At 62.2% G+C, this 26091-nt stretch carries 27 protein-coding genes; 12 read left to right on the top strand and 15 right to left on the bottom strand.

All coding sequences use genetic code 11. The features are described from left to right. Positions 1–130 precede the first annotated feature (130 nt). Together ACWTU7_RS11160 and ACWTU7_RS11165 are read left to right on the top strand one after the other, a co-directional pair. Positions 131–1396 (top strand): efflux RND transporter periplasmic adaptor subunit, encoded by a 1266-nt coding sequence (locus tag ACWTU7_RS11160; protein WP_455838661.1) that lies wholly within the window; start codon positions 131–133, stop codon positions 1394–1396. Beyond that, entirely contained in the window at positions 1393–4476 is a 3084-nt protein-coding gene (locus tag ACWTU7_RS11165; RefSeq protein WP_455838660.1) for an efflux RND transporter permease subunit, read from the top strand. Before ACWTU7_RS11160 ends, ACWTU7_RS11165 begins: the two co-directional genes overlap by 4 nt. An 89-nt stretch (positions 4477–4565) precedes the next feature. Here ACWTU7_RS11165 and ACWTU7_RS11170 read toward each other — a convergent pair whose 3' ends face one another. Further along, complete coding sequence (locus tag ACWTU7_RS11170) at positions 4566–5039, bottom strand: L,D-transpeptidase (protein WP_455838659.1); 474 nt, start codon at positions 5037–5039, stop codon at positions 4566–4568. 256 nt (positions 5040–5295) lie between these two features. Between ACWTU7_RS11170 and ACWTU7_RS11175 the strand changes: the two genes are divergently transcribed. Both ACWTU7_RS11175 and ACWTU7_RS11180 read left to right on the top strand, forming a co-directional pair. Continuing rightward, positions 5296–5835, top strand: a complete 540-nt coding sequence (locus ACWTU7_RS11175; RefSeq protein WP_455838658.1) for a hypothetical protein — start codon at positions 5296–5298, stop codon at positions 5833–5835. Positions 5836–5853: 18 nt separating this feature from the next. After that, on the top strand, positions 5854–6021 hold the full coding sequence (locus ACWTU7_RS11180; protein WP_084831313.1) for a hypothetical protein: 168 nt from the start codon (positions 5854–5856) through the stop codon (positions 6019–6021). Between the two features lie 39 nt (positions 6022–6060). On the opposite strand, the gene ACWTU7_RS11185 is transcribed toward ACWTU7_RS11180, so the two are convergent. Next, positions 6061–6747, bottom strand: a complete 687-nt coding sequence (locus ACWTU7_RS11185) for a winged helix-turn-helix domain-containing protein (RefSeq protein ID WP_455838657.1) — start codon at positions 6745–6747, stop codon at positions 6061–6063. Positions 6748–6793: 46 nt separating this feature from the next. Between ACWTU7_RS11185 and ACWTU7_RS11190 the strand changes: the two genes are divergently transcribed. Both ACWTU7_RS11190 and ACWTU7_RS11195 read left to right on the top strand, forming a co-directional pair. Then, on the top strand, positions 6794–7573 hold the full coding sequence (locus ACWTU7_RS11190; RefSeq protein ID WP_455838712.1) for a response regulator: 780 nt from the start codon (positions 6794–6796) through the stop codon (positions 7571–7573). A 57-nt stretch (positions 7574–7630) separates the two neighbouring features. After that, positions 7631–9718 carry a PAS domain S-box protein gene (locus tag ACWTU7_RS11195; protein ID WP_455838656.1) on the top strand — a complete coding sequence of 696 codons (2088 nt, stop codon included), beginning with the start codon at positions 7631–7633 and terminating at the stop codon, positions 9716–9718. 135 nt (positions 9719–9853) lie between these two features. Here ACWTU7_RS11195 and ACWTU7_RS11200 read toward each other — a convergent pair whose 3' ends face one another. The 6 genes from ACWTU7_RS11200 to ACWTU7_RS11225 all read right to left on the bottom strand — a co-directional run bounded on the left by ACWTU7_RS11200 (position 9854) and on the right by ACWTU7_RS11225 (position 14953). Next, on the bottom strand, positions 9854–10261 hold the full coding sequence (locus ACWTU7_RS11200) for a hypothetical protein (RefSeq protein WP_095517879.1): 408 nt from the start codon (positions 10259–10261) through the stop codon (positions 9854–9856). A 156-nt stretch (positions 10262–10417) separates the two neighbouring features. Next, positions 10418–11704, bottom strand: a complete 1287-nt coding sequence (locus ACWTU7_RS11205) for a flavin monoamine oxidase family protein (RefSeq protein WP_455838655.1) — start codon at positions 11702–11704, stop codon at positions 10418–10420. 135 nt (positions 11705–11839) lie between these two features. Further along, positions 11840–12898 carry a dipeptidase gene (locus tag ACWTU7_RS11210; RefSeq protein WP_455838654.1) on the bottom strand — a complete coding sequence of 353 codons (1059 nt, stop codon included), beginning with the start codon at positions 12896–12898 and terminating at the stop codon, positions 11840–11842. 184 nt (positions 12899–13082) lie between these two features. After that, positions 13083–13382 (bottom strand): GNAT family N-acetyltransferase, encoded by a 300-nt coding sequence (locus tag ACWTU7_RS11215; RefSeq protein WP_029348700.1) that lies wholly within the window; start codon positions 13380–13382, stop codon positions 13083–13085. Next, positions 13375–14010 (bottom strand): alpha/beta hydrolase, encoded by a 636-nt coding sequence (locus tag ACWTU7_RS11220; protein WP_455838653.1) that lies wholly within the window; start codon positions 14008–14010, stop codon positions 13375–13377. The genes ACWTU7_RS11215 and ACWTU7_RS11220 overlap by 8 nt, the downstream gene beginning before the upstream one ends. Before the next feature lie 10 nt (positions 14011–14020). Then, positions 14021–14953 (bottom strand): VOC family protein, encoded by a 933-nt coding sequence (locus ACWTU7_RS11225; protein WP_455838652.1) that lies wholly within the window; start codon positions 14951–14953, stop codon positions 14021–14023. A gap of 219 nt (positions 14954–15172) precedes the next feature. Between ACWTU7_RS11225 and ACWTU7_RS11230 the strand changes: the two genes are divergently transcribed. Then, the gene (locus ACWTU7_RS11230; protein WP_455838651.1) at positions 15173–16750 is read left to right on the top strand and encodes an alkaline phosphatase family protein; all 1578 of its coding nucleotides are present in this window, start codon (positions 15173–15175) and stop codon (positions 16748–16750) included. Positions 16751–16801: 51 nt separating this feature from the next. Here the strand turns inward: ACWTU7_RS11230 and ACWTU7_RS11235 are convergent, their stop codons facing one another. Then, positions 16802–18313, bottom strand: coding sequence for a PRC-barrel domain-containing protein (locus tag ACWTU7_RS11235; protein ID WP_455838650.1), 1512 nt, complete (start codon positions 18311–18313; stop codon positions 16802–16804). Positions 18314–18596: 283 nt separating this feature from the next. Here ACWTU7_RS11235 and ACWTU7_RS11240 point away from each other — a divergent pair, with 283 nt between their 5' ends. Beyond that, a complete protein-coding gene (locus tag ACWTU7_RS11240; protein ID WP_455838649.1) occupies positions 18597–19517 on the top strand; it encodes a diacylglycerol/lipid kinase family protein in 921 nt (306 codons plus the stop codon). A 29-nt stretch (positions 19518–19546) separates the two neighbouring features. On the opposite strand, the gene ACWTU7_RS11245 is transcribed toward ACWTU7_RS11240, so the two are convergent. Beyond that, positions 19547–19747, bottom strand: coding sequence for a hypothetical protein (locus tag ACWTU7_RS11245; protein WP_029348704.1), 201 nt, complete (start codon positions 19745–19747; stop codon positions 19547–19549). A 172-nt stretch (positions 19748–19919) separates the two neighbouring features. Here ACWTU7_RS11245 and ACWTU7_RS11250 point away from each other — a divergent pair, with 172 nt between their 5' ends. After that, positions 19920–21437 carry a sensor histidine kinase gene (locus ACWTU7_RS11250; RefSeq protein ID WP_455838648.1) on the top strand — a complete coding sequence of 506 codons (1518 nt, stop codon included), beginning with the start codon at positions 19920–19922 and terminating at the stop codon, positions 21435–21437. A gap of 97 nt (positions 21438–21534) precedes the next feature. Here the strand turns inward: ACWTU7_RS11250 and ACWTU7_RS11255 are convergent, their stop codons facing one another. The 3 genes from ACWTU7_RS11255 to ACWTU7_RS11265 form a co-directional block, all read right to left on the bottom strand. Then, a complete protein-coding gene (locus ACWTU7_RS11255; protein ID WP_455838647.1) occupies positions 21535–21999 on the bottom strand; it encodes a hypothetical protein in 465 nt (154 codons plus the stop codon). 12 nt (positions 22000–22011) lie between these two features. After that, positions 22012–22338: a DUF883 family protein gene (locus ACWTU7_RS11260; RefSeq protein WP_029348705.1), complete on the bottom strand. Its 327-nt coding sequence runs from the start codon at positions 22336–22338 to the stop codon at positions 22012–22014. Positions 22339–22464: 126 nt separating this feature from the next. Beyond that, entirely contained in the window at positions 22465–23226 is a 762-nt protein-coding gene (locus ACWTU7_RS11265; RefSeq protein ID WP_455838646.1) for a Crp/Fnr family transcriptional regulator, read from the bottom strand. Positions 23227–23475: 249 nt separating this feature from the next. Between ACWTU7_RS11265 and ACWTU7_RS11270 the strand changes: the two genes are divergently transcribed. Next, positions 23476–23796, top strand: a complete 321-nt coding sequence (locus ACWTU7_RS11270; protein ID WP_065007520.1) for a response regulator — start codon at positions 23476–23478, stop codon at positions 23794–23796. Positions 23797–23849: 53 nt separating this feature from the next. Here the strand turns inward: ACWTU7_RS11270 and ACWTU7_RS11275 are convergent, their stop codons facing one another. Then, positions 23850–24401, bottom strand: a complete 552-nt coding sequence (locus tag ACWTU7_RS11275) for an RNA polymerase sigma factor (protein WP_029348707.1) — start codon at positions 24399–24401, stop codon at positions 23850–23852. 3 nt (positions 24402–24404) lie between these two features. Further along, complete coding sequence (locus ACWTU7_RS11280) at positions 24405–24599, bottom strand: NepR family anti-sigma factor (protein WP_029348708.1); 195 nt, start codon at positions 24597–24599, stop codon at positions 24405–24407. A gap of 235 nt (positions 24600–24834) precedes the next feature. Here ACWTU7_RS11280 and ACWTU7_RS11285 point away from each other — a divergent pair, with 235 nt between their 5' ends. Then, positions 24835–25629 (top strand): response regulator, encoded by a 795-nt coding sequence (locus ACWTU7_RS11285; RefSeq protein WP_065007451.1) that lies wholly within the window; start codon positions 24835–24837, stop codon positions 25627–25629. 226 nt (positions 25630–25855) lie between these two features. Next, on the top strand, positions 25856–26023 hold the full coding sequence (locus ACWTU7_RS11290; RefSeq protein WP_023797107.1) for a DUF1328 domain-containing protein: 168 nt from the start codon (positions 25856–25858) through the stop codon (positions 26021–26023). The last annotated feature ends 68 nt before the right edge of the window (positions 26024–26091 follow it).

Genomic DNA, 26091 nt, shown 5'->3' on the forward strand with positions numbered 1-26091 from the left:
GCCTACGCGGAATTGACAAGACCGTCCAGACGGTACAGTAAGATCGCCGTCATTTGAAATCGGGACCAGTCACAGGTATGTGTTTCGGTCATCCGACTGTTATGCCGGGCCATGGCCAAGGGGACTGTTCGTGATCAAGCGTTTCATCATTGCCTTCGTTCTGCTCGTGCTGGTGTGTGGCGGCATCGTCGGCTTCAATTTGTTCCGCGACAATGCAATGCAGCAATTCTTCGCCACGATGAAACCGCCGGCCGCGACCGTGTCGACGATAATCGTCAAACCGACGAGCTGGACGCCGGGCGTCGAGGCGATCGGCACTGTCAGGGCGGTCCGCGGCGTCGACCTGAGCGTCGAAACCGCCGGCATCGTTAAGGACATCCTGTTTCACGCCAATCAGAAGGTTGAAGCCAACGCGGTTCTCCTTCAGCTCGACGATGCCGCCGAGCGCGCCGATCTCGATGCGACGAAGGCGCAAGCAGCGCTCGACCAGACGGCGTTGACACGCGCCCTTGAATTGCAAAAGCGCGGTGTCGGCTCGGAATCGACGCTCGACACGGCGCGGGCAACCGCATCGGCTTCCGCTTCGCAGGTCAACAGGCTGCAGGCGGTGCTCGAACAGAAACTGCTGACAGCGCCCTTCGGCGGCACAGTGGGTATCCCCAGGATCGATCTCGGCCAGTATCTCTCACCCGGCACTTCCGTAGTGACACTGCAGGACCTAGAAACGATGCGGGCCGATTTCTCGGTTCCCGAACAGCAGCTTCCGCTGCTGAAGATCGGCCAGAAGGTGCGGCTGGGCATTGGTGACGGAGAGCTGCCGTTCGGCGGCACCATCCGCGGTATCGACCCGAAGATCGACCCAACCAGCCGGCTGGTGACGGTCAGGGCCGAGGTCGCCAACCCCGAAGGCAAGCTGACTCCTGGCCAGTTCGTGCAGGTGCGCGTCGAATTGCCCGAGGAAAACAACGTGCTAACGGTGCCGCAGACCGCGCTGACCTCCAGCCTCTACGGTGACTTTGTCTTTGTGGTGCGTCCGGCGAAGCCGGCCGCGGCCAATGGCGCCGCCCCTCCTGCTGCGGCAAAGCCGGAAGAAAAGCCCGCCACGGATACTGCGAAGCCCGCAGCCGAAGCGCCCGCAGCAAAACCCGGGGAAAAACCGGCTGCAACGCCGGCCGAATCGACAGCGGAAGAACAGAAACCGCAGCTCGTACTTGCCCAGGTGTTCGTCAAGCCCGGCCGCCACAATGCCGGCCTGGTTGAGATCCTGGAAGGTATTGCGCCCGGCGACGAAGTCGTTACCGCCGGCCAGAACCGGCTCTCCAACGGCATGTCCGTAGCCGTCGACAACACGATCGACCCGACCAAGCCGGCGAACCAGCAGGCAGCCCAGCAATGAGCTTTTCCGACCTCTTCATCCGCCGTCCGGTCCTTTCGACCGTGCTCGCCTTGATGATCCTTCTTCTGGGTTTCCAGGGCATCTTCAACCTTTCGATCCGGCAGTATCCGGAGGTTGAAGAAACGGCCATCACGATCACTACGACCTATCCCGGCGCCAGCGCCGACCTGATCCAGGGATTCATTTCCGCGCCGATCGCCCGTGCCGTCGCTTCGACCGAAAACATCGATTATGTCACGTCGGCGAGCCGGCCGTCCTTAAGCACCGTGACGGTGCAGATGAAACTCGGCTCCAACCCCGACGTCGCGTTGAACGAAGTCTTGTCGAAGGTACAAGGCGTGCGCGGCAATCTGCCAGACGAGGCCGAAGACCCGGTGATCGTCAAGGGCACCGGCGAGCAGTTCGCGATGATGTACATCTCGATGCAGAATCCGAACATGACGCCGGAACAGCTCACCGAATATATCGAGCGCGTCGTACGGCCGCGCATGTCGACGGTCGAGGGTGTCGCCGACGTTCAGATCTTCGGGGCCGCCGAATATTCGATGCGCGTCTGGATCGACCCGGTCAAACTGGCGGCGCGCGGCGTGACGGCGGCGGAAGTGCTGACTGCCATCAATGAATCGAATTTCCTCTCCGCGCCCGGCAATACCGAAAACGAATACGTCGCCTCCTCGATCACCGTTCGCTCGACGCTGCAGACGCCGGAGGCTTTCGCCGCCCTTCCGCTCCGTTCGAAGGACGGCAATGTGGTGAGACTGCGCGACGTGGCGGGCGTCGAACTCGCTGCGGCGAACACTGACACCAGGGTCACTTTCAACGGCAAGCCCGGCATCTTTCTCGCCATTTTCCCGACGCCGGCCGCTAATCCGCTAACGACAGCGGAGGCGATCCACGACATTGTGCCGACGATTCAGGAAACGCTGCCGCAAGGCATGACGATCGAGATCGTTTACGATTCGACCGAGCAGATCAGCGCCTCGATCGAGGAGGTGTTCAAGACCATCGGCGAGGCGGTCATCATCGTCGTCGTCGTCATCCTGCTCTTCCTCGGCTCGTTCCGCTCGGTGCTGATGCCGATTGTGACCATTCCGCTGTCGCTGATCGGCGTCTGTTTCCTGCTGTTTTCGTTAGGCTATTCGATCAATCTTCTGTCTTTGCTGGCCATGGTGCTGGCGATCGGCCTCGTCGTTGACGATGCCATCGTGGTGGTAGAAAACATTCACCGCCATATGGAGGAAGACGGTTTGTCGCCGATGCAGGCGGCCTTCAACGGCATGCGGGAGATCTCGTCCGCCGTCATCGCCATGACGATAACGCTGGCCGCCGTATTCGCGCCGCTGGCCTTCACCGGCGGCCTGACCGGCGCACTGTTTCGCGAATTCGCAGTGACGCTTGCCGGCTCGGTGGTGCTTTCGGGTGTCGTTGCCCTCACCGTCACGCCGATGATGTCGGCACGCATCCTGAGGGCCGGCTCGCACAGCCGCTTCCAGCGTATTGTCGACAGCACGTTCGGGCGCGTCGAAAACATCTATGAGCGGCTGGTCAGCGGCTCGTTGAAATACCGCCCGGTGACCCTGATGATCGTCATCGCACTGGTGGCCACGACCGGCTTCATGTTCACCAAGACCGCGAGCGAACTGGCGCCGGAAGAAGACCAGGGCTTCTTGCTGTCTATTGTGAACGCGCCGCGCTATGCGACGTCGGACTACACCGAGACCTATGTGAACCAGATTCTCGGGCTGGTGAATAATATCCCCGAAACCAGGGCGCGGTTCTCCGCCGTCGCGTTCCAAGGCCCGACGAACAACGCCTTCGTCGGCTTCGCATTCAAGGACTGGGCCGACCGCACGCGCAGCTCGAAGGAACTTCAGGAAGACATCACGGGTCGCCTCAGCAAGGTTGCGGGCGTCGAAGCTTTCGTCTTCGCACCGCCGACGCTACCCGGCTCCGGCGGCGGCCTGCCGATCACGATGGTGGTGCGCTCGACCGGCGACGCCTCCCAGGTGTATGAGGCGGCCGAGGACATCAAGAACAAGGCGCAGGCCTCCGGTCGCTTCCTCGCCGTGCAGAATTCGATGTCCTACGACGCGCCGCAAGTGACGGTGACGATCGACCGCGACCGCGCCGCGGCGCTCAACCTGCCGATCGCCGACATCGGCCGGACGCTGACCCTCTTGGTCGGTGGCGCTGAGGTGGCGCAATTCGACCGCGAATCCAACAGCTACGACATCATCCCGCAGGTACCGCAGAACTTCCGCGACAACCCTGAAAAGCTGGCCGAGTATTTCGTGCGCAGCGCGTCGGGCGAGATGGTGCCGCTCTCGGCGGTGGTGAAGATCTCGACCAATGCATCGCCGGCCGCGATCGAGCAGTTCAACCAATTGAACTCCGCCACGATTTCGGCTCTGCCATTGCCCACCGTCACCACCGGCGACGGGCTGAAGACCATCGAGGATATCGCCAGGGAAAGCCTGCCCGATACGTTCTTCATCGACTATACCGGCCAGTCGCGGCAGGAGAAGGAACAGGGCTACACGATCATCATCGCCTTCGCGGCAGCCGTTCTGGTCATCTATCTGGTGCTGGCGGCGCAGTTCGAAAGCTTCCGCGATCCGTTGATCATCATGATGTCGGTGCCGCTGTCGATCTTCGGCGCGATCGTGCCGCTCAATCTGGGGCTGGGAACGCTCAATATCTACACGCAGGTCGGCCTGATCACGCTGATCGGTCTGATCACCAAGCACGGCATTCTTCTGGTCGAGTTTGCCAACCAGCAGCGCGAGCTCCACGGGATGCGGCGGCGCGATGCGATCGTCGCCTCGGCCAGGGTGCGGCTAAGGCCGATCCTGATGACGACGGCTGCGATGGCGCTCGGCGTGGTGCCGCTGATCATCTCCAGCGGCGCGGGTGCGGCGGCGCGCTATTCGATGGGCCTGGTGATCTTCACCGGCATTCTGGTGGGGACCATGTTCACCCTGTTCGTGGTGCCGATGTTCTACACCTTCATTGCCAGCAAGGACCTGCCGCATCACGCCGAGAAGCCGGACCCGAAGCTGATGCCGGTCCCGGTTGATTGATTGACAAAAAGGCCGGGGATTTCCGGCCTTTTTCTTGGGCAGTGATGTCCGACCGCAACGTATTTAACAAGCGGATCGTCTTTGCTTACCTATTTGACGATGACGATCCTGGTGTTGGCCGGACCGAAAATCTCGACCAGCTGGTAGAAATCGGCGGCGTCGACCGGATGCAGCCGCACGCAGCCATGCGAGGCCGGCTGGCCGAGGCGCTTGACGAAATTGGTCGCATGCACGGCGTAGCCACCCTTGAAGAAGACCGAATGCGGCATCGGCGCGTTGTCATATTTCCTCGAATACCACATTTGGTGCATGCGGGTCGGCTTGAACGAGCCGGTCGGGGTGACATGCCCCTTGGCGCCGGTCGAGACTTTCCACGCGAAGGTCGGCCGCCCGTCGACCAGGACTTGCATCGTCTGCTGCGAAAGCGAAATCCGCGCCACTATCTGATTGGCAGCCTGATTGGCAGCATGGGCAATGCCGTTACCGGCGCCGAACAGAAGAACCGCACCCGTGAGGGCGGCGGCAGCGATGTTGATGAGCTTGGCAGAAATGGCAGCGTACATGATGTCCCCCGTCTGCCGGATATGGCCGGCTCCAATTCGATGACCGGCTTATCGTTGGGTCACGTTTCGGATTGATTTCGCACGGCAGACGTTTCTGTTTCGGATGTGTTTCCTATGGTTAACAGCCCAAAGCCCATCCGAGGGATTTGTAGGGGTGAACCCAATGACATGAAGCCTCGGCTGCTCGAGCCCGGACTCGCGAAAAGGTACTGCCATCTCCAAGTGAAAGTGCGCTCTTCCCTCATATGAAAGAAATTTGACTTGGCTCGAAACCAATCTGCAACAAAGCGCGGACTCTAGCGGCATGATCTGGATACAGGCCACCCGCAGAGTTGACCGAACGAAAACAGCCGGCACAAACGAAGATGAACATGCAATAGAACGCGATCTCCTGGCTCTTCAGGATAAGCATAGCCGCAGCGATGATTGGCGGCGTCGGCACTTCGCCGGCAGCCCGACGACGAAGCTTGCGGGGATGACTTCAAGCGAAGTTTCGACGCTGCATGCCGCACTGTTTTTCGCCACGGGTCTGGATCGTGTCCAGTCTGCGCATCAACCGGCTCAAGGCCCTCTGGCGGGTCGGTTTTGGGCTGAAGAAGATGCGCGGCCCCTCCGGCAACTTGCAGCCGAGAGGACCGAAGGCCCGCGCCGCGACGGGGGGCTCCGCTGGCGGCGCGGGCGCTTCGGGGGTTTCCCTGAAGACATGATCCCGAACCGAAAGACCGCATCGCGACAAGTGGTGCTGGTTTTCGGGAAAAGATTGTGCCCGAAAACAGGCCATACGCAGCAGATCTGAATTTGGGGAACGGATACGATGAACACGAAATTTGCAGCTTCGGTGCTTTCCGCACTGCTCTACGCACAGGGCCTGCTCGGCTTTGCCGGCCTCGCCACCGTGCTTCTTAGGGATCGTGCCCATGCGAGCGAATTCGTCGCGGCCAGCGAAATGCCGTCAGGTCCGTCGGTTCTTGTGGTCCGCTGAGCGCCTGGGCCTGTGGGCAATATGGTGAGGGCCAGGGCCTCAGTCGGCGAACAGCGTCGGCGGATCGAACCGGTAGCCCGCACCCCTTATAGTGGTGATGGTTTCGGTGTCGAGCTTGCGGCGCAGCCGCACGATGCGCGAATCGATCGAGCGGTCGAAGGCATCGGCATTTTCGGCGGGCGCGGCGGCAATGATGTCGTCGCGCGTCAAGACCTTGCGCGGACTGGCCAGGAACAATCTGAGCAGCGCCACCTGACCCGGCGACAATTGTTCTTCCGTGCCGGAGCGATGCATGACCATGGCCGACCGGAGGTCGACCGTCGCGTTCTCCAGCACGACCAATTCCCCGGCGTTTCTGCCGCGCCGTGCCAGCAAGCCGCCGATACGGGCGGCGAGTTCCCTGACATTGAGCGGGCTTTCGACGACGTCGGCGGCGCCGAGTTCGAGCGCCAGCACCTTGTCGACGAGATCGGCCGGCCGGCAGATCAGGATGAAATCCGGCCCGCCCTCGCCGCCATGGCGCCTGAGCAGATCACGCCCTTCCGCCTGGCTGAGGCTGTCGCCGACGACGACGACATCGATGCCCTTTCCGGAAAGCAAGGATTCAGCCTCCCACGGCTGCCGCACCGCGCGCACGTCATGACCACGCCGTTCGAGATGGTCGGCGAGATCGGTCGCGACCACTTCGGCGACGGAAACAAGCGCGATGACGGATCGTGCAGCCATTTTTTTCCACCCTGCAACCGGCAACCCAAGATGAGTGCTGGACATGATGTTTATACCCAATCTACTTTCCGCTGAAAGCGGGAGCGACAGCATAGTGCGGGCACGAATTGTCATCGTCGAGGACGAGCCGGATCTGAGAGACGCGGTCGCCGAGTATCTCGGCGCCAGCGGCTACGATGTCGCGACGGCCGAGAGTGCCAGCGCCGCGCGAACTTTGCTGGAAACGCAGTCGTTTCATCTGGCCATCCTCGACATCGCCATGCCAGGCGAGGACGGCCTGTCGCTCGGCCGCTGGCTGCGCTCGAAAATGCCTATCGGCATCATCTACGCCACTGCCGCCGGCACCGCGCTCGACCGCATCGTCGGGCTGGAACTCGGCGCCGACGACTACATCGTCAAGCCTTACGAATTGCGCGAGGTGCTGGCGAGGGTCCGCAGCGTGCTGCGCCGCGTGCCGCAGCCGGCCGAACCACAGGGCGCCAAGGCCGAAACAACTGCCAACCGCCGCTTTATGAGCTTCGGCCCTTTCCATGCCGATCTCGACGGCCGGTTCGTCACCGGCACCAATGGGACGGTCATCGACATGGCCAAGAGCGAGTTTGACGTGCTGGAGGTCTTCCTGACGCGCGCCAACCGTTTGCTGACGCGTGCGGCGATCTCCGAGGCGATCGGCTTCGTGGAAGATCCTGAATCGTCACGCGCGGTCGATATCCGCATCATGCGGCTGAGAAAGAAGATCGAGGCGGACCCGGCCAATCCGAAATTCCTGCGCACAGTCCGCGGCGAAGGCTATATCTTCTCGCTGCCGACCGGCGAAAGCAACTGAGCGGCGCGACCACTGGTAACCACTCTCGGTGGCACGACTGTGAAATGACGGCTGACCATGACGGCTGAAGCAGCACGCAGCGATATGCACGGCGTCAGGCAGGGCGCGGCGATGGCGGCTGTCCATGTCGTTCGCCGGCTTCGCGAAGCCGGCGACTGGCAGCGCGAGATGGACAGCATCCTTGAAACGCTCTGCGGGGCCATGGATTGCCAGCGCGGCATCCTGTTTCGGCTGCGCGAGCTGCCGGGCCAGGGCTTTGCCCAGTCGGTCGCGGCTTACTGGATCAACCCCCGATTTGGTGGCGAACTGGCGTCGCCAACGGTAATCATGCAGTCGGTTGTCAATTCGGACCCACTGCTGGAACGGTTGGCGGAGGACGAGCGGCAAGGCAAGATCTTCGCGGGACACACGCGCGACCTCGAAGGCTTTCTGAGAACCGACTTCGAAAAGCAGCACATCAAGTCGTTCCTGTCGGTGTCGGTCTTTGCGCATGGCCATCTGTGGGGCACGCTGGCGGTCAACGACTGCGTGAACGAGCGCGAATGGACCGACGAGGAAGAGGCAACGCTGCACATCGTGGCATTGGCCATCGGCGACGCCATCGAACGATCGCTTTCCGATGCCCATGCCAGCGAAGTCATCCGACGCACCATGTTGCAGGCCTCGCTCGACGCCATCATAGTCATCGACGAGACGGGTTCGATCATCGAGTTCAATCCCGCCGCCGAAAAGATGTTCGGCTATCAGCGCAGCGACATCCTCGGCAAGGACCTGCTCGACACCGTCGTTCCGGAATATTATCGCAAGGGCTATGTGTCGGGCGCCGAATACATGTCGGGCCGCGGCGCGCCGATGGTCGGCCAGCGGATCGAGACCGTCACCCAGAATGCGGCCGGCGAGGTCTTTCCGATCGAACTGACGGCGACTGAGATGCGAGTCGCCGACCGCCGCCTGATCTTCGGCTCGATCCGCGACCTTCGCGACAAATTGCGCGCCGAGGAGGAGATCGGCCGCCAGCGCGAAAAGCTGCACCAGAACGAGAAGATGGCGGCGATGGGCTCGCTGCTTGCCGGCGTGTCACACGAGCTCAACAACCCGCTTGCCGTGGTCGTCGCACAATCGACGCTGTTGCACGAGTTCGCTTCAGACCCGCAGACCAAGGTGCGCGCCGAAAAGGTGCGCGCCGCCGCCGAGCGTTGCGGCCGCATCGTCAAGAGCTTCCTCTCAATGGTCCGCCTGCACCCGGCGGCGCAGGCCGAGACGGACCTCAACCAGGTGGTCCGCGCGGCACTCGAAGTGACTGCGTACGGCGCCAGGTCGACCGGCATCATTATCGATACCGATTTCGCCAGCGGCCCGCTGCTGGCCATGGCCGACGCCGACCATGTGACGCAAGTGGCCGCCAACTTCCTCATCAACAGCCAGCACGCTCTGGCCGGCATCGGCGGCGACCGGCTGATCAAGGTTCGCACGTTTCGCAGCGATCGCGGCAATCCCTGTTTCTCGGTTGAGGACAACGGGCTGGGCGTGCCGGAAGCGATTCGCTCTCGCATCTTCGAATCTTACTTCACCACCAAGCCGGTCGGCGTCGGCACCGGCATCGGCCTGTCAATCTCGAAATCGATCATCGAACGGCACAATGGCAATGTCTGGTTCGAGGAAGTTCTGCCGAGGGGCGCCCGTTTCGTCGTCCAGTTGCCGGCGATCTCCGCCGGCGCGGCCGCCGCCGGCGAAACCCCGTCGCGCTCGAGCGGATTGCGTCACGCGCTGATCATCGACGACGAACCGGATGTCGCCGCCTCGCTCTCCGACATTCTGGAGTTGATGGGCATCAAGTCGCGGATCGTGCCGGCGTGGGCATCGGCCGCCGCGACCTTGACCGGCCACATGCCGCCGGACATCGTCTTTTCCGATCTGCGCATGCCCGGCACCAGCGGCATATCAATCTATCGCGAACTGCTCGCCGAAAACCCTGATCTGGCGCGGCGCTTCGTTCTGGTCACCGGCGACCTGATCGGCGCAAAGGCCGAAATCGAAGCATTGCCGGCGCCGCAGCGTCCGCAGATCCTGGAAAAGCCGTTCAGCACGCTGGACGTGCGCGGCGTGCTGTCGGCCATCGCAGAGCAGGCGGCATTGGGCAGCTAGAACTTCGGACTGGTGGAAATCGGCTTTTGAAAAAATCCGATGCTCAAACGAAGGATTAGAGGCCAGAGAAAAAAACTCCCGCCCGAGGATGCGGCGGGAGCCTGCCTGGAGCGCTGGAGGGTCGCTTGGGGGGCATCAAAAAACGTTCGGCGTATCGGTCAGCGGCGGGGCATTGGCGATCACGCGGACCGCGCGAGCCTTGTGAATGCCGGACTGCTCGGCGATGACGCGCAGGCAGTCCGCACTTTCGGCGCCCCAGGCTTGCCCCTTGCAGACAAAATCGATCTCCGGCATCGGCAGGCGCGCGGTCTTTGTCGTGGTCGGCGCGCCGTCGACGATATTTGCCGGCGGGTTCAGTGAAGCAAAGGCCGGACCAACCGTCGGCGCGAACGCCATGCCGACGAATGCGGCGGCGCCCAGCACCACGAACAGCGCCATCGGATGGTCGTTGGCGCGCCGGCGCAGCGCCAGCTTCGGCCGCCGATCGTTGCGCTCCGGTGCCTGCAGGCGGTCATTGTAGGCAGTCTGGATTTTCGTATGCATCGCCATTCCCTTCGTTGATCTTCTTTTTTTACGGAAACGAACTTAGTCGCACCTTGTAACGGACGAACGACGCACGGAAACTGACCGTGTAACAGATTTGAAACCGGAATTCGGGCAGTACCGGGCGCTTCGCCTGCGACCATGAGGCGCTTTTGACTATTGCGGATTAAATTCCGAGAGGATTTTCTGTGCAGCAATGCGCCCAGCCACGATTGCGCCTTCGACATAGCCCGGAAATGACGGAGACAATTCCGAGGATGCGAAATACACTGGCGGCGCGCCGGCCAGGATGGTTTGTTCGGCGTCGGTGGCACTCGTATCGATGATGAGATCGCTGTAGCCGCCGCCGCTCCAGCGATCATCGGTCCAGTCGCGACAGCTGAAATCGGTGAAGCTGCCTGCGTCCGTGCCGAGCGCCTCCTTGAGCCGCGCGGTAACCTCCGCGCGCAACGCGGCATCTCCCAATTCCCGCCAGCGTAGGGCAAGCGGCCCGCCGACGAAGACGACCAACGCAGGGTGGCCGCCATCCTTGCTGACGTCACAGGCAAAAAGGGCTGGCGGATCGCGCCACATCACCATGCCGCTCAAGCCCTTGGCGCGCCAAAAGGCTGTGGGGTAGCGCACCTGCATTTTGATCACCGCGCCGCTTTGCCAGACACCGAGGGCCTTTTCCAAGGCAACCGGCAGCGGCGGCGCGAAATCCAGCTTCGAAGCCACCATCGGCGGCATGGCGATCAGCGCCGTTCGCGCCGTGATCGAGCCCGTCGTCGACGCGAGACGAACTCCTCCCAGTCTGCGCTCGATCGTTCTGACGGGCGTGTTCAATCGCAGGCGGTCGCCGAGATCGCCGGCCAGATCATCCGCCAGAGACTGCATGGTTTCGTGCACGAAATACTGCAGCTCCGACACCTCATTGGTGATACGGCGGTCATTGTCGATGAGGTGCCAAAGCGGCAGTTTTTCGAGCGCCTGGCACCACAGGCCTTCGATCATCGAGCGAAAAGCCGCCTTGGCCTCACGGGGATCGTTCTGGCGATCGAGCCATGCGGCGACGGTCAAGCCGGCAATAGTCGGATCGCCCGGTGCAATCGCGTTCATGCGGTCGCGGATCGCCATCGAGGCGTAGTAGAGTCGCTCGGCTTCCTGTTCGCCCGTCAGCGGCTGGGCAATGACTTCGCCCTTAACATAGGTCTCGACCAACGTCTTACCGTGCGTTTGCACCAAGGCCATCAGTTCCGGCATGTCCTCGCACAGGAACTGACCGCCGCTGTCGATCCGCTCGCCAAGCCCATTCCACTTGGACTCGACCCGCCCGCCGACGCGGCCGCGCGCCTCGAGCAGCACAAAATCAATGCCGGCCTTGTTCAATTCATGCGCGGCTGACAGGCCGGTAAAGCCGGCGCCGACGATGGCGACATCGGTTCGTACGGTCTGGCGCTTCAAGAGCCGGCCCTGAAGTTCTCGAAGTCCGCAATCATCCGCGGCTTGAGCTCCGGAGACAACGGTCTTGTCGAGATCATCAAAACCCGCTCGATCGATATATTGCAGGTCGCTGGCTACTCTGCCGGGCGACACGCTTTACCCGATGGTCTTTTCCAGCATACTGATCCAGTTGCGATAGGCGATCTTCTCGATCAGCGCGCGACCGAAGCCGCGCTCGGCGAACGCATCGAGCAGCTTCGGCAGGCCTGTGACGTCGCCGATCACAGCCGGGATCATGGCGCCGTCGAAATCGGACCCGAGGCCGACGCCGTCTTCGCCCAGCGCCTGCAGCAGTGAATCGACATGGCGCACCATGATGTCGAGACTGGTATCGGCATTCATCCTGCCGTCCTCGCGCAAAAACCCGGTGGCGAAATTCAGCCCGACCAAGCCACCCGACTCGCGGATCGCGCCTAGCTGCCAGTCCGTGAGGTTGCGGGAATGGCCGCAGATCGCATGGACGTTCGAGTGGGTCGCGACCAGCGGGGCGTCACTGATCTCGGCGACGTCGCGAAACCCCTTTTCGTTGAGATGCGAAAGATCGACCATGATGCCGAGCTGGTTGCAGGCCTTGACCAGTCCCTTGCCGGCAGCGGTCAGGCCAGGTCCGGTGTCGGGCGTCGACGGGAAACGGAACGGCACGCCGTGGCCGAAAGCGTTCGGGCGGCTCCAGACCACGCCGAGCGAGCGCAGGCCGGCCGCATGCAACACGTCGAGCATCGTCAGTTCGGGGTCGATCGCCTCGACGCCTTCAATATGGAACACCGCCGCGATCGACCCTTGCGCCATCGCATTTCGCACGTCGCCGGCGCTGCGGCAGACGGAGAGCGCCGACGCTCGTTCCAGCCTGAACAGGATCGAGGCCATGGCGATGGTGGAAGCGAGCGCGTCGGCGCGCGGAATTTCGGGAGGCAAGGGCTCGGTATCGCTCGGCGCAGGTGGAACCGCACTGCGCTTGGATTTCTCGACCGGCGGCGGAAAGATCGCGAACATGCCGCCAGCAAAGCCACCCTTTTTCGCGCGCGGCAGGTCGATGTGGCCACCCTGCGTTCCCTCGATGAACAGCTTCTCAACATCCGCGTCCTTCGACTGATAGAGCCTGAGCAGCGTATCGTTGTGGCCGTCGAAGACGGGAACGAGGTCGGTCTCGGTCATCAAGGGATCATTCGGTTCGATTGGTCGGGCGGCAATATACCTACTTAGGCAAGGCAATACCCACTAGGCAAGACAGCCCACTAGGCAAGACAGGCGATCTGCGCAAATGCCACAGCGATGGATGCCTTGTGGCTGCCCGCCCTCAACCGTCATCGCGTGCGGAGGCCTATGGGTAGGACCAGCGCTATTGCTTCAGCACGTCGGCCCATTCCTTGTGACGATGGAACTGGGCGTTGGCGAACGGACAAAGCGGGATGATCTTCTTGCCCGCCGCGCGCGCGTCCTCGACGGCTCGGGTAACGAGGCGAAGCCCGGCGCCCTGGCCGCGAAACGCATCCGGCACCTCGGTGTGGTCGATGATGATCTGGTGCTCGCCGATCTTGGTGAAGGTCATCTCCGCCTCGGCGCCATCAGGCCCGCGCAAGAGATAACGGCCCTTGGAACCGCGATCCTCCAGTTCGATCTCCGGCAATTGGTCAAGCATTGCTTACGGCTCCTTCTATCGGCTTAGCGGACAGGAACCGCCGCGCCGCCTCGATCTCGTTCGACTGCACCTCATGGCCGCCGTCGTGCCACTCCACTGTGACATCGGCGCCATCGGCGCGCAAATAGGCCTCCAGCCGCGACGTCAGATTGGGCGGACATATCGGATCGCGCCTGCCTGCTGTGACCAGGATGCGACGGCCGGCGAGACTTCCCTCGATCTCCGGTTCGAACGGGATCAGCGGATGCATCAGCACCGCCGCGTCGAACAGAGAGGGCGCCGCGAACACCACCGACGCCAGGATGTTGGCGCCGTTGGAATAGCCGAGCCCAAGCACCGACGAGGGTTTTGCCGCCTCGACATGCGCCTTGACGAAACCGACCATCTTGTCCGTCGCCCGCGCCAGGTCGCCCATGTCGTAGACGCCCTCGCCGGTGCGGCGGAAAAAGCGCGCGGCACCGTGTTCCGAGACATCGCCGCGCGGCGAGACGATGGTCGCCTGCGGCGCGAGATCGCGCCCGAGCGACAGAAGCTGACTCTCGTCGGCCCCGGTCCCGTGGAAGACGAAGAGCAGCGATCCATCAGGCGAACCGGGCAGTGCTTTGTAGATGTAAGCGTCCTTACTCATGGCCTTGTCCTCAGTCTTCCAGCTTCTGCAAATGTTGCTCGAGATAGGGCCTCAGATGCCGGTGCTGCGACGGCAGCTTCAGCGCCTCGCCGAGATGGGCGGTGTCCTCGTCGCGGTCGAAGCCGGGCTCGTTGGTGGCGACTTCGAACAGCACGCCGCCCGGCGTGCGGAAATAGATCGCCCAGAAATAGTCCCGATCGATCACCGGCGTCACCTGATAGCCGGTGTCCATCAGCGCCTTGCGCACTTCGAGTTGCTTGGCGCGGTTTTCGACAGCGAAGGCGACGTGGTGGACGGAGCCGGCGCCGAGATCGGCAAAAGCGGCGCCCGGCAACGATTCGATATCGACGATATTGGCGCCGTTGCCGTTCTTCACCGCCAGCCTTTTTACAGTGCCGGATGTGTCGACTTCCTCATAGCCCATGAATTTCAGCAGCTCTTCGGTGGCGCCGCCATCCTTCAGCCTAAGCGACACCGAGTGGAAGCCGCGGATCGCCTCGTCGGAGGGAACATCGCCCTTCGCCCACGGCGTCCGGGTGTCTGCCTTGTTCTCGACCAGCGCAAACCCGTCACCATCGGGACCAGCGAAGCCAAGGCGCTTCTCACCGAAGCTCTCTTCGCGCGACAGCCCGGCGACGCTCTCATCGGCAAATCGCTTTTCCCAGTAGGCGAGCGTGCCTTCGGGCACCGAATAGACCGTGGTGCCTACTTCGCCAACGCCGTGGCGACCCTTGCCGATATTGGGGAACGGAAAATAGGTCATCACCGAACCGGGCGTGCCGAGCTCGTCGGCATAATAGAGATGGTAGACATCCGGCGCGTCGAAATTGACGGTTTTCTTGACCCGGCGCAGGCCGAGCTTTTTGGTGAAAAACTCATTGTTCTGACGCGCATCCCTGGCCATCGAGGTAACGTGATGCAGGCCTTTGATCTGGTTGAGCATTTTTCCTGCTCCTTTCCTTGTCCTGTGCGGCCCATGCCGCGGTCCACGCCTATATGAGAACCGGCCAGCCGGCGGCAAAGGGCCGCAAACACAGATGGACTGTGCTCTATAAGTGAACAATAAGGCGGCTTTTGTTCACGATTTGGCGAATACCTGAGGCTTGCGTCGCCACAAAAATTCGGCTCCATGAGCGGCACGTTTTCAATGAAGGATACAGCATTGGTCAGAAAAGACAGGCGCCCGAATGTTCTCCTGATCACCTGCGACCAGTGGCGCAGCGACTGCCTGTCGGCGGCAGGCCACAAAGTGGTGCGGACGCCGAATGCCGACGCGCTCGCCGCCGAGGGTGTGCTGTTTCGACAGCATTATGGCGGCGCGGCGCCCTGCTCGCCGGCACGCGCCTGCCTATACACCGGCCTCTACCAGATGAACAACCGAGTTTGCCGCAACGGCACCCCGCTCGACGCCCGTCACGGCAACATCGCGCTCTCGGCGCGCAGCCTCGGCTATGATCCGACGCTGTTCGGCTATACCGACGTATCGCCCGATCCGCGCACGCTGGCGCCGGGCGACCCGCGGCTAAAAAGCTACGAAGGCGTGCTGCCCGGCTTCACCGTGCGCCAACTCCTGCCGGAGCACCAGAAACCGTGGCTGTCGTGGCTCAAGGCGCGCGGCATCGATAGCAGCGCCGGTTTTCCCGACATCCATCGCCCAGCGGACGAGATTGGCGCCAGGACCGACGGCGCGGTGACAAGCGCGCCGCCCGTCTACTCGAAGGACGAAACCCCTGCTGCTTTCCTGACCGGCGAATTCGCCCGCTGGCTTGACGAACAGGAGCGCGATACACCGTGGTTCGCGCATCTTTCCTTCCTCAGCCCGCATCCGCCCTTCATCGTGCCGGAGCCTTACAACAGGATGTATGATCCTGCCGAGGGACCGGCTTTCCACCGCGCCGTGAGCTGGCAGGCCGAGGCAGAAAGCCATCCCTACCTTGCCTATAACCTTGACCTGCAGGAGCGTTCGAATTTCCGCCCCGGCGCCGAGGGCAAGGTGCGCGACTGGGGCGACGACAATTTTGGCCGCATCCGCGCGCTCTATTACGGCATGATCTCGGAGGTCGACGCACAGCTTGGCCGCATCTGGCAGGCGGTCAAGGGGGCGGGTGCATGGGATGACACCATCGTCGTGCTGACCTCCGATCATGCCGAGATGATGGGCGACCATTACATGCTGGGCAAGGGCGGCTTCTTCCACGGCAGTTATCATATTCCGCTGATCATCCGCGACCCGCGTCGCCGCAAAGCGGCCGGCGCCAAGGTCGATCGCTTCACTGAGGCGGTGGACATAGCGCCGACATTGCTCGCCCTGCTTGGCGAGGAAACCCCGCCGCATCTCGACGGACGATCGCTGAAGCCGTTCCTGGACGCCGTCGAGCCGGGGGACTGGCGCGAGGCCGCGCATTGGGAATTTGATTTCCGCTCGGTTGCCGAAGGTGATGCCGAGCGCCATTTCGGCATCGGTCCGCGCCAGTGCAATCTGGCCGTCATCCGCACGAAGCAATTCAAATATGTACATTTCGGCGGCGGCCTGCCGCCGCTGCTGTTCGACCTGGAGCAGGATCGAGACGAACTAACCAATGTCGCTGCCGATCCGGCCTATCTGCCGGTCCGGTTGGAGCTTGCCGAAAGGCTGCTTGCCTGGCGGGCCGAACATCTCGATCAGTCGCTGGCGCTTGCCGAACTGACCGACGATGGCGTTGCCGGCCACGTCGCACCGCTGCCAACTTTCCAATCATAAAAAGGCCCGCGTCGTCGCCGGCGCGGGCCTTTCGGGGTCAATGAATGGGGCTTAGCGCATGATCATACGCTGTTCGTCGCGTTTTTGCGTATAGGTGCCCTTGTCATAGGCGACCTGCGCCTCAAGCTGCTCCTTGGTGAAGTTCGTGTAGAGATAGCGGTTGCCATCCTTGTCGGTCATGAATTTAAGATTTTCCATGCCGACAGCCACTTCCTTCTCGCCAACGCCCAGGAAACCGCCGACGTCGATGATGACGGCGTCAACCTTCTTGTCACCCGTCAGCACGACGTCACCAATCTCGCCGACGTTGACATCATTGGCGCCGTAGACGGTGGTTCCAACCAAATCTTCGGACCGGATTTCGTTGATCGGCATTTCGGTCAGCGCCGACTTGTCGATCGCCGCGGTCTGCGTCTGGTCGGGGGTTGCGTCAGGGGTTGCTGCAGCCGGAGCCTCGGCTGTCTTGTCCGCCGGTGCTGGAGCAGCGGGGTCAGGCGTTGTTGCCGGGGCCTGCGCCGTCTTGTCTGCCGGTGCCGGAGCAGCCGGGTCAGGCGTTGCCGCCGGGGCCGGCGCTGTCTTGTCCGCCGGTGCCGGAGCAGTGGTGTCAGGCGTTGTTACCGGGGCCTGCGCTGTCTTGTCCGGGGCTGGGGCCGCATCGACAGCAGGGGTGGTGGTCACCGGCGCCGGCGTCGCCGCGTCAGTCGATGCTGTAGTCGCCGGGGCGGGATCATAGGCCTCGCGATTGAACTCCGGCAACGCCTCCAGGTCTTCCTTGGTGGTCTCGGCCACCAGCCAGCGATCGCCGTCCCTTTCCGCCCACTTCGCCTTATCGAACTCGTAGGCGACATTCTTTTCGCCAACCTCAAGGAAGCCGCCGACGCCAATGATTAGCGACTCGGCCTTGCCGTCCTTGGCCAGAACGATGTCGTTCACGTCGCCAATGTTTTGAGCGTCGTCGCCAGTGCCGTTGTAGACGGTTTCGCCGATGATATTGGTGGCAAGATTACCGTCGGCACGCTTCACAGGTTCGGCCGGAGCTGCGGTGCTATCGGCTGGAGCAGCCGGAGCGTTCTGTGCGGTGGTTTCCGTCGTGCCGGAAGGAGCGGCAGGAGCCGTAGCCGTGGCCGCAGGAGCCGGATCGAAAGCGCTGCGGTCGAAGTCCGGCTGAGCCGTCAACTCATCCTTTGTGGTTTGCGCAATCAGCCAACGGTCGCCGTTCCGTTCGGCCCATTGCAGCTTATTGTAGTCGAAAGCCACGTTCTTGGCGCCAACGCCAAGAAAGCCGCCGACGCCGATGATGACGGATTTTGCCTGACCGTTTTCATCGAAGACGACGTCGTCGACATTGCCAATGTTCTCGGCATCGTCGCCTGTGCCATTATAGACCGATTCCCCGATGATGTTGGTCACCAGGCTGCCTTCGGCGCGCGCAACGGGAGCCGCAGGAGCGGTCTCCTGGACCGCCGGGTCCTGCGTCGGCGCCGGGGTTGTGGCCGTCTGCGCATATGCACCGGTCGCAAGCAGCGCTGCGAGTGCGGTGGTGGTCAAAAGGGTGCGGATCATTTAATCCTCCTGCGTTATCTCGTTCGCGCCGCGAGCATGGGAGATCGGTCGCGGCGTTACATATTCACAACGTCGTGACCGCGCGGTTGTTCCGACACCATGGTGAGCGTCGTGAAAAAACCACCCGAAACGCGCTCACTCATGCCCTCGGCCGGTGAGATTCGCTCCTGTATTTTCGTTAGAGCTGCGGAACTTTTTTTCAGCCGCCCCGTTCCAGCCTATGGCTGGGTCTGTCCTCGCCGATGATTATCCAATGGTTGCCAAGAAAAAACGGAGTGGGGGGATGCGATTTGCGGCGGTGCTGAACCAGGAGGGTGGCACCCTGCGCACGATTGATCTTTCCGCCTTCACGGACCGGATGCGCCAGACGTTGGAGGCAGCAGGTCACTCCATCGATATCGACATCGTTGCCGGCAAGGACATCGTCGCTACGCTGGACCGCATCGCTTCGAAGCACAGCGTCGACATTGTGCTGGCCGGTGGCGGCGACGGCACCATTTCGGCCGCGGCTGCTCGGTTGATGGGCAGGAAGAAAGCACTTGCCATTTTACCGGCTGGCACGATGAACCTGTTCGCGCGCGGGCTTGGCATCCCACAGACCCTTGACGCGGCCGTGAAATCTCTTGCCGACGGCGAGGTGATCGCAGTCGATATGGCAACAGCCAACAATAAGCCATTCGTGCATCAGTTCTCGATCGGCATGCATGCCAGGATGGTTCAGCTTCGCCAGACCATGGAGTTTGGCTCGCGGTTGGGAAAGATGCGGGCTTCAGTCAAGGCTGCGTGGGCGGCGATCAACAACCCGTCGGCAATGAAGGTGACGCTGACCATCGGCGAATCCGAGATCGTGACGCGCACCACCGGGATCGGCATCACCAACAATCTGTTCGGTGAGGGTCACCTGCCCTATGCCGACAATCCCGCCGGCGGCGTGCTCGGCATCTATGTCACGGTGGCGCGGCGGCGTGGCGAACTGCTCAGGGTCCTTTTCGACATGGCGCGCGGCAAATGGCGCGACAGTGAGCATGTGGAAATCCACCAGGCTGACAGGGCCGTTTTGAAAGTGCACTCTGCTGCCAAGAACTTCCGCGCCGTCATGGACGGCGAACTGGTCAGGCTTGACCCCGAAACGACGATCGAAATCCATCCTGGCGCGCTGAACGTTCTGGTCCCGGCGCGCGCTGTCCAAGCGAAGGCAGCGTGATGCAGTCCGGCACAGTCGATCGGATGGCTTCAGCCTTTGGGAATCTCGCCCTGTTCGCCCCTGGGAAGCTCGCCCTGTTCGGTTGTCGACGTCTTGTCTATCATGTTGCCGTAGATCTCTGCGATGCCCCAGGCGATAAACGCCAAAAGCAGCGCGGCGATCAAGATACGGAAAGTGTGCCACCCCCAGCGTCCCTGGCGGGCTTTGTCTTCAGGAACGATCCTGGGCATGATCGGCCTCCATCTCGTTTGGCGCTGGCATGTCGTTTGGCGCTGGCGGGCGCGGCTGGCAAAACGTGGTTGGGTAACGGTTCCTCAAGGCGAAGGTTCCGGTTTCAGACGCAGGCAACTGCGAGAATGGCTGCAAGCCGATGCACTTGGGGGCCTTGTGGATAGCAGGGTAGTGAAAAAGCCGAATCTGCCGGTCGACGTCCTTAGTGTGGTAAGGGCGCAGGACCGGCTTGCAGTACTGCACGGTCTCGACGCCCTCGACACGGCGGCCGATCGTGACTTCGACCATATTAGCGGTCTTGCCGCCGCGGTGATGCTAGCGCCCATCGCGCTGGTGACGCTGGTCGATGTCGAGCGGCAACGGTTCAAGTCCTGTGTCGGCCTGGATGAGACCGAGGCCTCGACAGATGCATCTTTCTGCGCCCATACCATTGCCGCCGGCGACCAGCCGATGGTGGTGACCGATGCGACCACGGATTCACGCTTCAACGCCAGCCCGCTGGTCACTGGCCAGCACCATGTCCGTTTCTATGCGGGTGTGGCGATTGTGGTGGCCGGCGCCCGGATCGGCACGCTCTGCGTGCTCGACCGGAAGCCGCGCGCGTCGCCGTCAGCCGCCCAGCTCGAACAATTGACGGCGCTCGCCAGCCTCGCCGCCAGCCTGTTCGCATTGAAGGACGCCACCCGCAACGGCGCCAGCATCGCTGCGGCGCTGGCGCGCGAGGAAAAACGGCGCGGCATCGCGCTCGATGCCGCCTCGCTCGCAAGCTGGGCATGGGATATCCACACCGATATGATCGAATGCGATGTCCGGTTGTCCGAGCTGTTCGGCCTGCCGCGCTCGAATCGGCTGAGGGCGCGCGATATCCTTGCCGCCATCGACCCGCGTGATGTCTACCAGACCGAGACGCGCTTTCGTGACGCGCTGACCGGCAGCGACGATTATTTTGGCGAATACCGCGTCAAGGGCTTCACTCCGCCGCGCTGGCTCGCGACGCGCGGCCGTGTCATCGAGCGCGACGGCGACGGCAAGCCGACGCTGATCTTCGGCGTCAATTACGACATCACCGAACGCAAGCTCGGCGACGAGCGGCAACGGCTCTTGCTGCGCGAGCTGAACCATCGCGTCAAGAACACGCTGGCGACGGTGCAGGCGCTGGCGACGCAGACCGTTCGCCATGCGCGCCAGCCCAGCGAATTCCTTGAAGCCTTCAGCGCCAGGCTTCAGGCGCTGGGCGCCGCCCACAGCCTGCTGTCCGACCGCGAGTGGCGCGGCATTGGCATCCGCGAACTCGTGCAGATCGAGGTCAAGCCGTTCGACACCGCCGAGCAGCCGCGCATGACGATCTCAGGCCCCGATCTGCTGCTTTCGCCCGACCAGGCAGTCGGGCTTGGCCTGATTCTGCATGAACTGGCCAGCAATGCGCTGCAATACGGAGCGCTATCGGCGGCTTCGGGCAAGGTCGATCTCGACTGGCAGGCAGAGGGCCGGAAAGGCGCACGGCGCCTGGTGCTGACCTGGCGCGAAAGCGGCGGGCCTGAAGTTGCCTCGCCCGAACGCCACGGCTTCGGCTCGATCCTGATCCGCCGCAGCCTGGCCAAGGTCATCTCCAGCGAAGTGACCCACGAATTCCGGCCGGAAGGCGTATTCGCCGAAATATCGATGCCGCTGGAGGATCTGCCGAAGTGACGGCCCGGCCATGATCCCGAACCGAAGGTCCGCGTCAGCGAAAAGTGCAGCCCGGTTTTGGGATTAGATTGTGGTCAACAAGAAGAATCGCTTCGAGCTATTTCGCTTCGCCGGCATCCGGATCGTCGGCATCGGACTTCACGTTCTCGCGGTAGATGGCGTAGGCGGCGAGTGCGATCGCTGGGCCGAGTATGGTGCCCAGGCCGCCTTTTCCCTTGAGTAGCGCCGGCAGCGCGGCGAGCGCGGCCGTGATGCCGACCGCCTTCATATCGGCTTGGCGCCTCCGCGCCCGGCGTCGGGCGCGCGCGCCGGCCGACAGCTGATGGAAGAGCAGGAGAAGCCCTGTGATCACCAGGAAACCGACCCCAAAACCGAGGCAGGCTGCCATCGGCCCGTAGCGCCCCGCCACCCAGACATAGGCCGCTCCGACCAGGAAACCGACGCCGCACAGTGCGGCAAGTGCTGCGAGCGCATAGACGATTGCAGCCGTGCGCGCGCGGCGCACGGCTGCCACGGCTTCACCCGAGGCGAGCCCCGAGATCAACGATGCCAGCATTCCCATCTGGGCTGAGGCTTAGCGGCGCGCGAGAAGCGCGAATAGAAAGCCGACGCCTGCCGCGATCGCCAGCGACGTCACCGGCTTTTCGCGCACGCTCGCCACCACTTGGGCTTCGAGGTCCCTGGCGTTGCTGCGCATATTTTCAAACGCTGCTTCGCCTTGGGCGCGCAATTGTTCCATTCCTTCCGCGGCAACGCGACGAGCAGCCCCGTAACCATGTTGGCCGGTCTCGGCCAGCTGTTCGGTGAGTTTCTGAATGTCGACTTTCAACTGCCTGATATCGGCTTCAAGGTCCGAATTCGTCCGGCTTTCGTTCGGGGACTTTCCTGCGGCAGTCGCCATCACTTGACTCCTTGCGTTTGCTCGGGTCGAAACGCTCGACCCACCCCAAGGTTCCGAAATCGGAACAACTCCCATGAAAGGGTGTTTCCGCAAGCGAGTCCAGCCCGGCACGTCTCCGGTAGCCGCTCAGATCAGCGGTCGGCGAGCTTCGCTCAACCCTTGCCAGCGGGCGAGTTCCTTGAGCCTTTCGTTGTCGACCACCTCGCAGCCACCGTCGCGCCAGAAGATAAGCTTGCGGTCCATCAGCTTGCGGATCGTCTTGTTGGTGTGGACCAGCGACAGGCCGAGGGTATCGGCGAGATGCTGCTGCGTGATCGGAATCTGCACGGGCGTCCTGCCGTTCAACCCGACCACCCTGGCGCGGCTGGAGATGAACGCGATGAGATAGGCTGCACGCTCGAGCGCGGTGCGTCTGCCAATACTGAGCAGGTTCTCGTCCAGCATGCGCTCCTCTCGCGAGGCGATCCAGGTGATGTCGTAGGCGAGGCCCGGATGGCTGCGGTAGAGTTCGGGAAGGGCTTCCCGCTCGAAAACGCAGAGCAGCATCGGCGACAGCGCTTCCACGGAATGCTGCATTTCTCCCATCAGACTGCCTTGCAAGCCGATGAGATCGCCTGGCATGGAATAGTTCAAAATCTGGCGGCGGCCATCCGACAGCAATTTGTATCGGAAAGCCCAACCCGACAGCACCGTATAGAGATGGGCGCTGTGGCTTCCCTCCACCAGAACCGTAGCTCCCTTGTCGACGGCCAGTTCGCCCTTCTTGACCGCGTCGACGAAGACAAGTTCCTGCGTCTCGAATGCCCGGAACGCCGGCAACGGCCGCAGTGGGCAGTTCTCACATGAATACCGGCGGGTGGAAAAAGAACGGCCGTTCTGGCCAGGCATTTCAATCCCTCTTCGAAAGCGGCCCTCTTCCGGAAGGCGATAGCAAACGCCCTGCAGGCATCGAGGTTCCGCCATCCGCGACGGGCATGTCTTTTTTAAATGACAGCATGCCAAATAACTTTAAATGACAGGAAGCCAAATAGGGATCATGATTCCTCTGTTCCCTGCGCCCCATGGAGACATTGCCACGTGCCCCCCTTGCTGGACGGATTGCGGATTCTTGTTCTGGAGGATGAATTCCTGATCGCCATGGATGTCGAGCAGCTTTGCCGCGACTACGGCGCCGGCGACGTGATCATAGCCCGCAATCTGGGTGAGATCGATCGGAAGAGCGTTGCCTCGCAATTCGACGCCGCCATCGTCGATCTCATGCTTGGCGGCGCTTCGACGCTCGATTTCGCTTCGCGGCTGCGCGAATCGGGCGTGCCTTTCGTCTTCGCCTCGGGCTATTCCGACATGGACGAAATCAAGGTATCCTTTCCGGATGTCAGATTGGTCACCAAGCCTTATTCGGGAGACGATCTCGTGGAGGCAGTGGCGGCGGCGTGCGGGCGCGGCCCTCTTGTTTGATGTCCGGAAAACCGGGACCGATATTACCGGGGCCCATATTGTCAAGGGACAGTTCAGGCGGCGTTCGACCCCGTCACCTGAGCCGATATCGCATCCGGGCCAAACTCGTCATCACCGGAAATCTTCAGGATTTCCTGCAGCCGCGTGCGGGCGCGGCTGACGCGGCTCTTGATCGTTCCGACCGCGCAGCCGCAAATCTCGGCGGCTTCCTCGTAGGAAAAGCCCGACGCGCCGATGAGGATGATGGCTTCGCGCTGGTCCTCGGGCAATTGCTCGAGCGCGCTACGAAAGTCCTTGAGGTCGAGCTGGCCGTGCTGGGCCGGATGGACGGCTAGCCTGGCCGTCATGATGCCGTCGCTGTCCTGCACCTCGCGGCCGCGCTTGCGCATCTGCGAATAGAATTCGTTGCGCAGGATGGTGAACAGCCAGGCCTTGAGATTGGTGCCCGGCTCGAAGCTTTCATGCTTGTCCCAGGCCTTCACCAGTGTTTCCTGCACCAGATCGTCGGCCTTGTCGGCGTTTTGCGTCAATGACACGGCAAAGGCCCGCAGGCTCGGAATCGAGCCGAGCAGATCCGTCTTGAAGCTCTGGGAGACGGCCGCCATGCCTCAGTCCTTTTTCCGTGCAGGTTGGGCCTGTTCCAATTGGCTGAGCAATTGGGCGAAGCGATCCGGCACGTTGTCGGAGACCAGTTCGTCGTAATATTGTTTGAGTTTGCGGCCGATTTCCGAGTTTGGCCCGAGCGGGTCGCCCGAAGCTGCCCGGCGCCTGTTTGCAGCGCCAGCCGTGGTATCTTTCGTCATCTCTTCATTTCGCCCTTTGTTCCCAGTACCCTGCCGCCCTTCAATACACGACGCAAAGCAGGCGGTCCCCTCGTCTGGTTGCCCGTCCCGACCTCAAACGCCGTCCTCTTATATAAGTTCCAAACGGTCGGAACTTTTTCGGAAAGCCGGCGTTTATGTTTTCAGGGCTAATTTCGGGGCTTGTAATCACCTTGGCCTGCAATCTATCCAATTACGTCAGAGGGAGACGTCCATCATGAGCCTGTCCGCAACCATCGCTCCGCACCTGCCGTTCCTGCGCCGCTTCTCGCGGGCTGTTTCCGGATCGCAGGAGAGTGGCGACGCGCTGGTCGCCGCGATGCTCGAAGCCATCATCGCCGACGTCGACATCTTTCCGGACGCGTCGAACGACCGCATCGCGCTCTACAAGGTATTCGCCAGGCTGTTCACCTCGGTCGCCATCCGCGTTCCGCAAGAACATCCGCAGTCGGCGTGGGAACAGCGCGCCGCCGCCAATCTGAACGCGATCTCACCCCGTCCCCGGCAGGCCTTCCTGCTGGTCGCCGTGGAAGGTTTCAGCGAAGACGAGGCGGCGGAGATTCTCGACGTCGACGATCAAGAATTCTCCGAACTCCTCGCCGAGGCCAGCAACGAGATTTCCCGCCAGGTGGCAACCGATGTGCTGATCATCGAGGACGAGCCGCTGATCGCCATGGACATCGAGCAAATGGTCGAAAGCCTGGGCCATCGTGTCGTCGGAACTGCGCGTACCCACGCCGAGGCGGTGGCGATGTTCACAAAGACGCGGCCGAAGATGGTGCTGGCCGACATCCAACTGGCCGACGGCAGTTCGGGCATCGAAGCGGTGAACGAGATCCTGTCGTCCACGCCGGTGCCGGTGATCTTCATCACCGCCTTTCCCGAGCGCCTCCTGACCGGCGAGCGGCCGGAGCCGGCCTTCCTCGTCACCAAGCCGTTCAATCCGGATATGGTCAAGGCCCTGATCAGCCAGGCGTTGTTCTTCGACCGGCACGCGAAAGCCGCTGCATAGGACCGGGCAGGCCCGGCCTCGCGCTGCCCCGTTTCCACGGGTCGCCCATTTGCCACTGATCGAATGACGCCGGCCCCTTGCGGCTGGCAAACGTCACTCGAACTTCCCCTGCGCATGACGATTCAATTCGGGCCGGAAAGATTTCCAGGGATCGTCTTTTTCGGGAAAAGGTGGAACAAACGGCAGTGAAAGACGTTTTTGCCGTACCATTTGAAGGAGATGGATCATGCTTTACTGGGCGCTCGTGTTTCTCGTCGTCGCGATCATTGCAGGCGCTCTTGGTTTCGGCGGTATAGCCGGCACCTCGGCAGGTATAGCACAGATATTGTTTTTCATCTTTCTCGCTTTCCTGATCATCTCGCTTATTGCGGGCTTGTTCAAACGCGCGTCGTGAACTGCGATCCAACACTGGGAACCGCACCCCTCAAGCGGTTTCCAGCTACCGCCGGGCAGTGTCCTTCA

This window comes from Mesorhizobium sp. BHscii (assembly GCF_053848065.1).

What these genes read in the sequence shown, in the direction of transcription:
- ACWTU7_RS11165 (WP_455838660.1), top strand. Translation starts at nt 1,393, where the DNA reads ATGAGCTTTTCCGACCTCTTCATCCGCCGTCCGGTCCTTTCGACCGTG.
- ACWTU7_RS11170 (WP_455838659.1), bottom strand. Translation starts at nt 5,039, where the DNA reads ATGTACGCTGCCATTTCTGCCAAGCTCATCAACATCGCTGCCGCCGCC.
- ACWTU7_RS11180 (WP_084831313.1), top strand. Translation starts at nt 5,854, where the DNA reads ATGAACACGAAATTTGCAGCTTCGGTGCTTTCCGCACTGCTCTACGCA.
- ACWTU7_RS11185 (WP_455838657.1), bottom strand. Translation starts at nt 6,747, where the DNA reads ATGGCTGCACGATCCGTCATCGCGCTTGTTTCCGTCGCCGAAGTGGTC.
- ACWTU7_RS11190 (WP_455838712.1), top strand. Translation starts at nt 6,794, where the DNA reads ATGTTTATACCCAATCTACTTTCCGCTGAAAGCGGGAGCGACAGCATA.
- ACWTU7_RS11195 (WP_455838656.1), top strand. Translation starts at nt 7,631, where the DNA reads ATGACGGCTGAAGCAGCACGCAGCGATATGCACGGCGTCAGGCAGGGC.
- ACWTU7_RS11200 (WP_095517879.1), bottom strand. Translation starts at nt 10,261, where the DNA reads ATGCATACGAAAATCCAGACTGCCTACAATGACCGCCTGCAGGCACCG.
- ACWTU7_RS11210 (WP_455838654.1), bottom strand. Translation starts at nt 12,898, where the DNA reads ATGACCGAGACCGACCTCGTTCCCGTCTTCGACGGCCACAACGATACG.
- ACWTU7_RS11215 (WP_029348700.1), bottom strand. Translation starts at nt 13,382, where the DNA reads ATGCTTGACCAATTGCCGGAGATCGAACTGGAGGATCGCGGTTCCAAG.
- ACWTU7_RS11220 (WP_455838653.1), bottom strand. Translation starts at nt 14,010, where the DNA reads ATGAGTAAGGACGCTTACATCTACAAAGCACTGCCCGGTTCGCCTGAT.
- ACWTU7_RS11225 (WP_455838652.1), bottom strand. Translation starts at nt 14,953, where the DNA reads ATGCTCAACCAGATCAAAGGCCTGCATCACGTTACCTCGATGGCCAGG.
- ACWTU7_RS11235 (WP_455838650.1), bottom strand. Translation starts at nt 18,313, where the DNA reads ATGATCCGCACCCTTTTGACCACCACCGCACTCGCAGCGCTGCTTGCG.
- ACWTU7_RS11240 (WP_455838649.1), top strand. Translation starts at nt 18,597, where the DNA reads ATGCGATTTGCGGCGGTGCTGAACCAGGAGGGTGGCACCCTGCGCACG.
- ACWTU7_RS11245 (WP_029348704.1), bottom strand. Translation starts at nt 19,747, where the DNA reads ATGCCCAGGATCGTTCCTGAAGACAAAGCCCGCCAGGGACGCTGGGGG.
- ACWTU7_RS11255 (WP_455838647.1), bottom strand. Translation starts at nt 21,999, where the DNA reads ATGGGAATGCTGGCATCGTTGATCTCGGGGCTCGCCTCGGGTGAAGCC.
- ACWTU7_RS11260 (WP_029348705.1), bottom strand. Translation starts at nt 22,338, where the DNA reads ATGGCGACTGCCGCAGGAAAGTCCCCGAACGAAAGCCGGACGAATTCG.
- ACWTU7_RS11265 (WP_455838646.1), bottom strand. Translation starts at nt 23,226, where the DNA reads ATGCCTGGCCAGAACGGCCGTTCTTTTTCCACCCGCCGGTATTCATGT.
- ACWTU7_RS11270 (WP_065007520.1), top strand. Translation starts at nt 23,476, where the DNA reads ATGGATGTCGAGCAGCTTTGCCGCGACTACGGCGCCGGCGACGTGATC.
- ACWTU7_RS11275 (WP_029348707.1), bottom strand. Translation starts at nt 24,401, where the DNA reads ATGGCGGCCGTCTCCCAGAGCTTCAAGACGGATCTGCTCGGCTCGATT.
- ACWTU7_RS11280 (WP_029348708.1), bottom strand. Translation starts at nt 24,599, where the DNA reads ATGACGAAAGATACCACGGCTGGCGCTGCAAACAGGCGCCGGGCAGCT.
- ACWTU7_RS11285 (WP_065007451.1), top strand. Translation starts at nt 24,835, where the DNA reads ATGAGCCTGTCCGCAACCATCGCTCCGCACCTGCCGTTCCTGCGCCGC.
- ACWTU7_RS11290 (WP_023797107.1), top strand. Translation starts at nt 25,856, where the DNA reads ATGCTTTACTGGGCGCTCGTGTTTCTCGTCGTCGCGATCATTGCAGGC.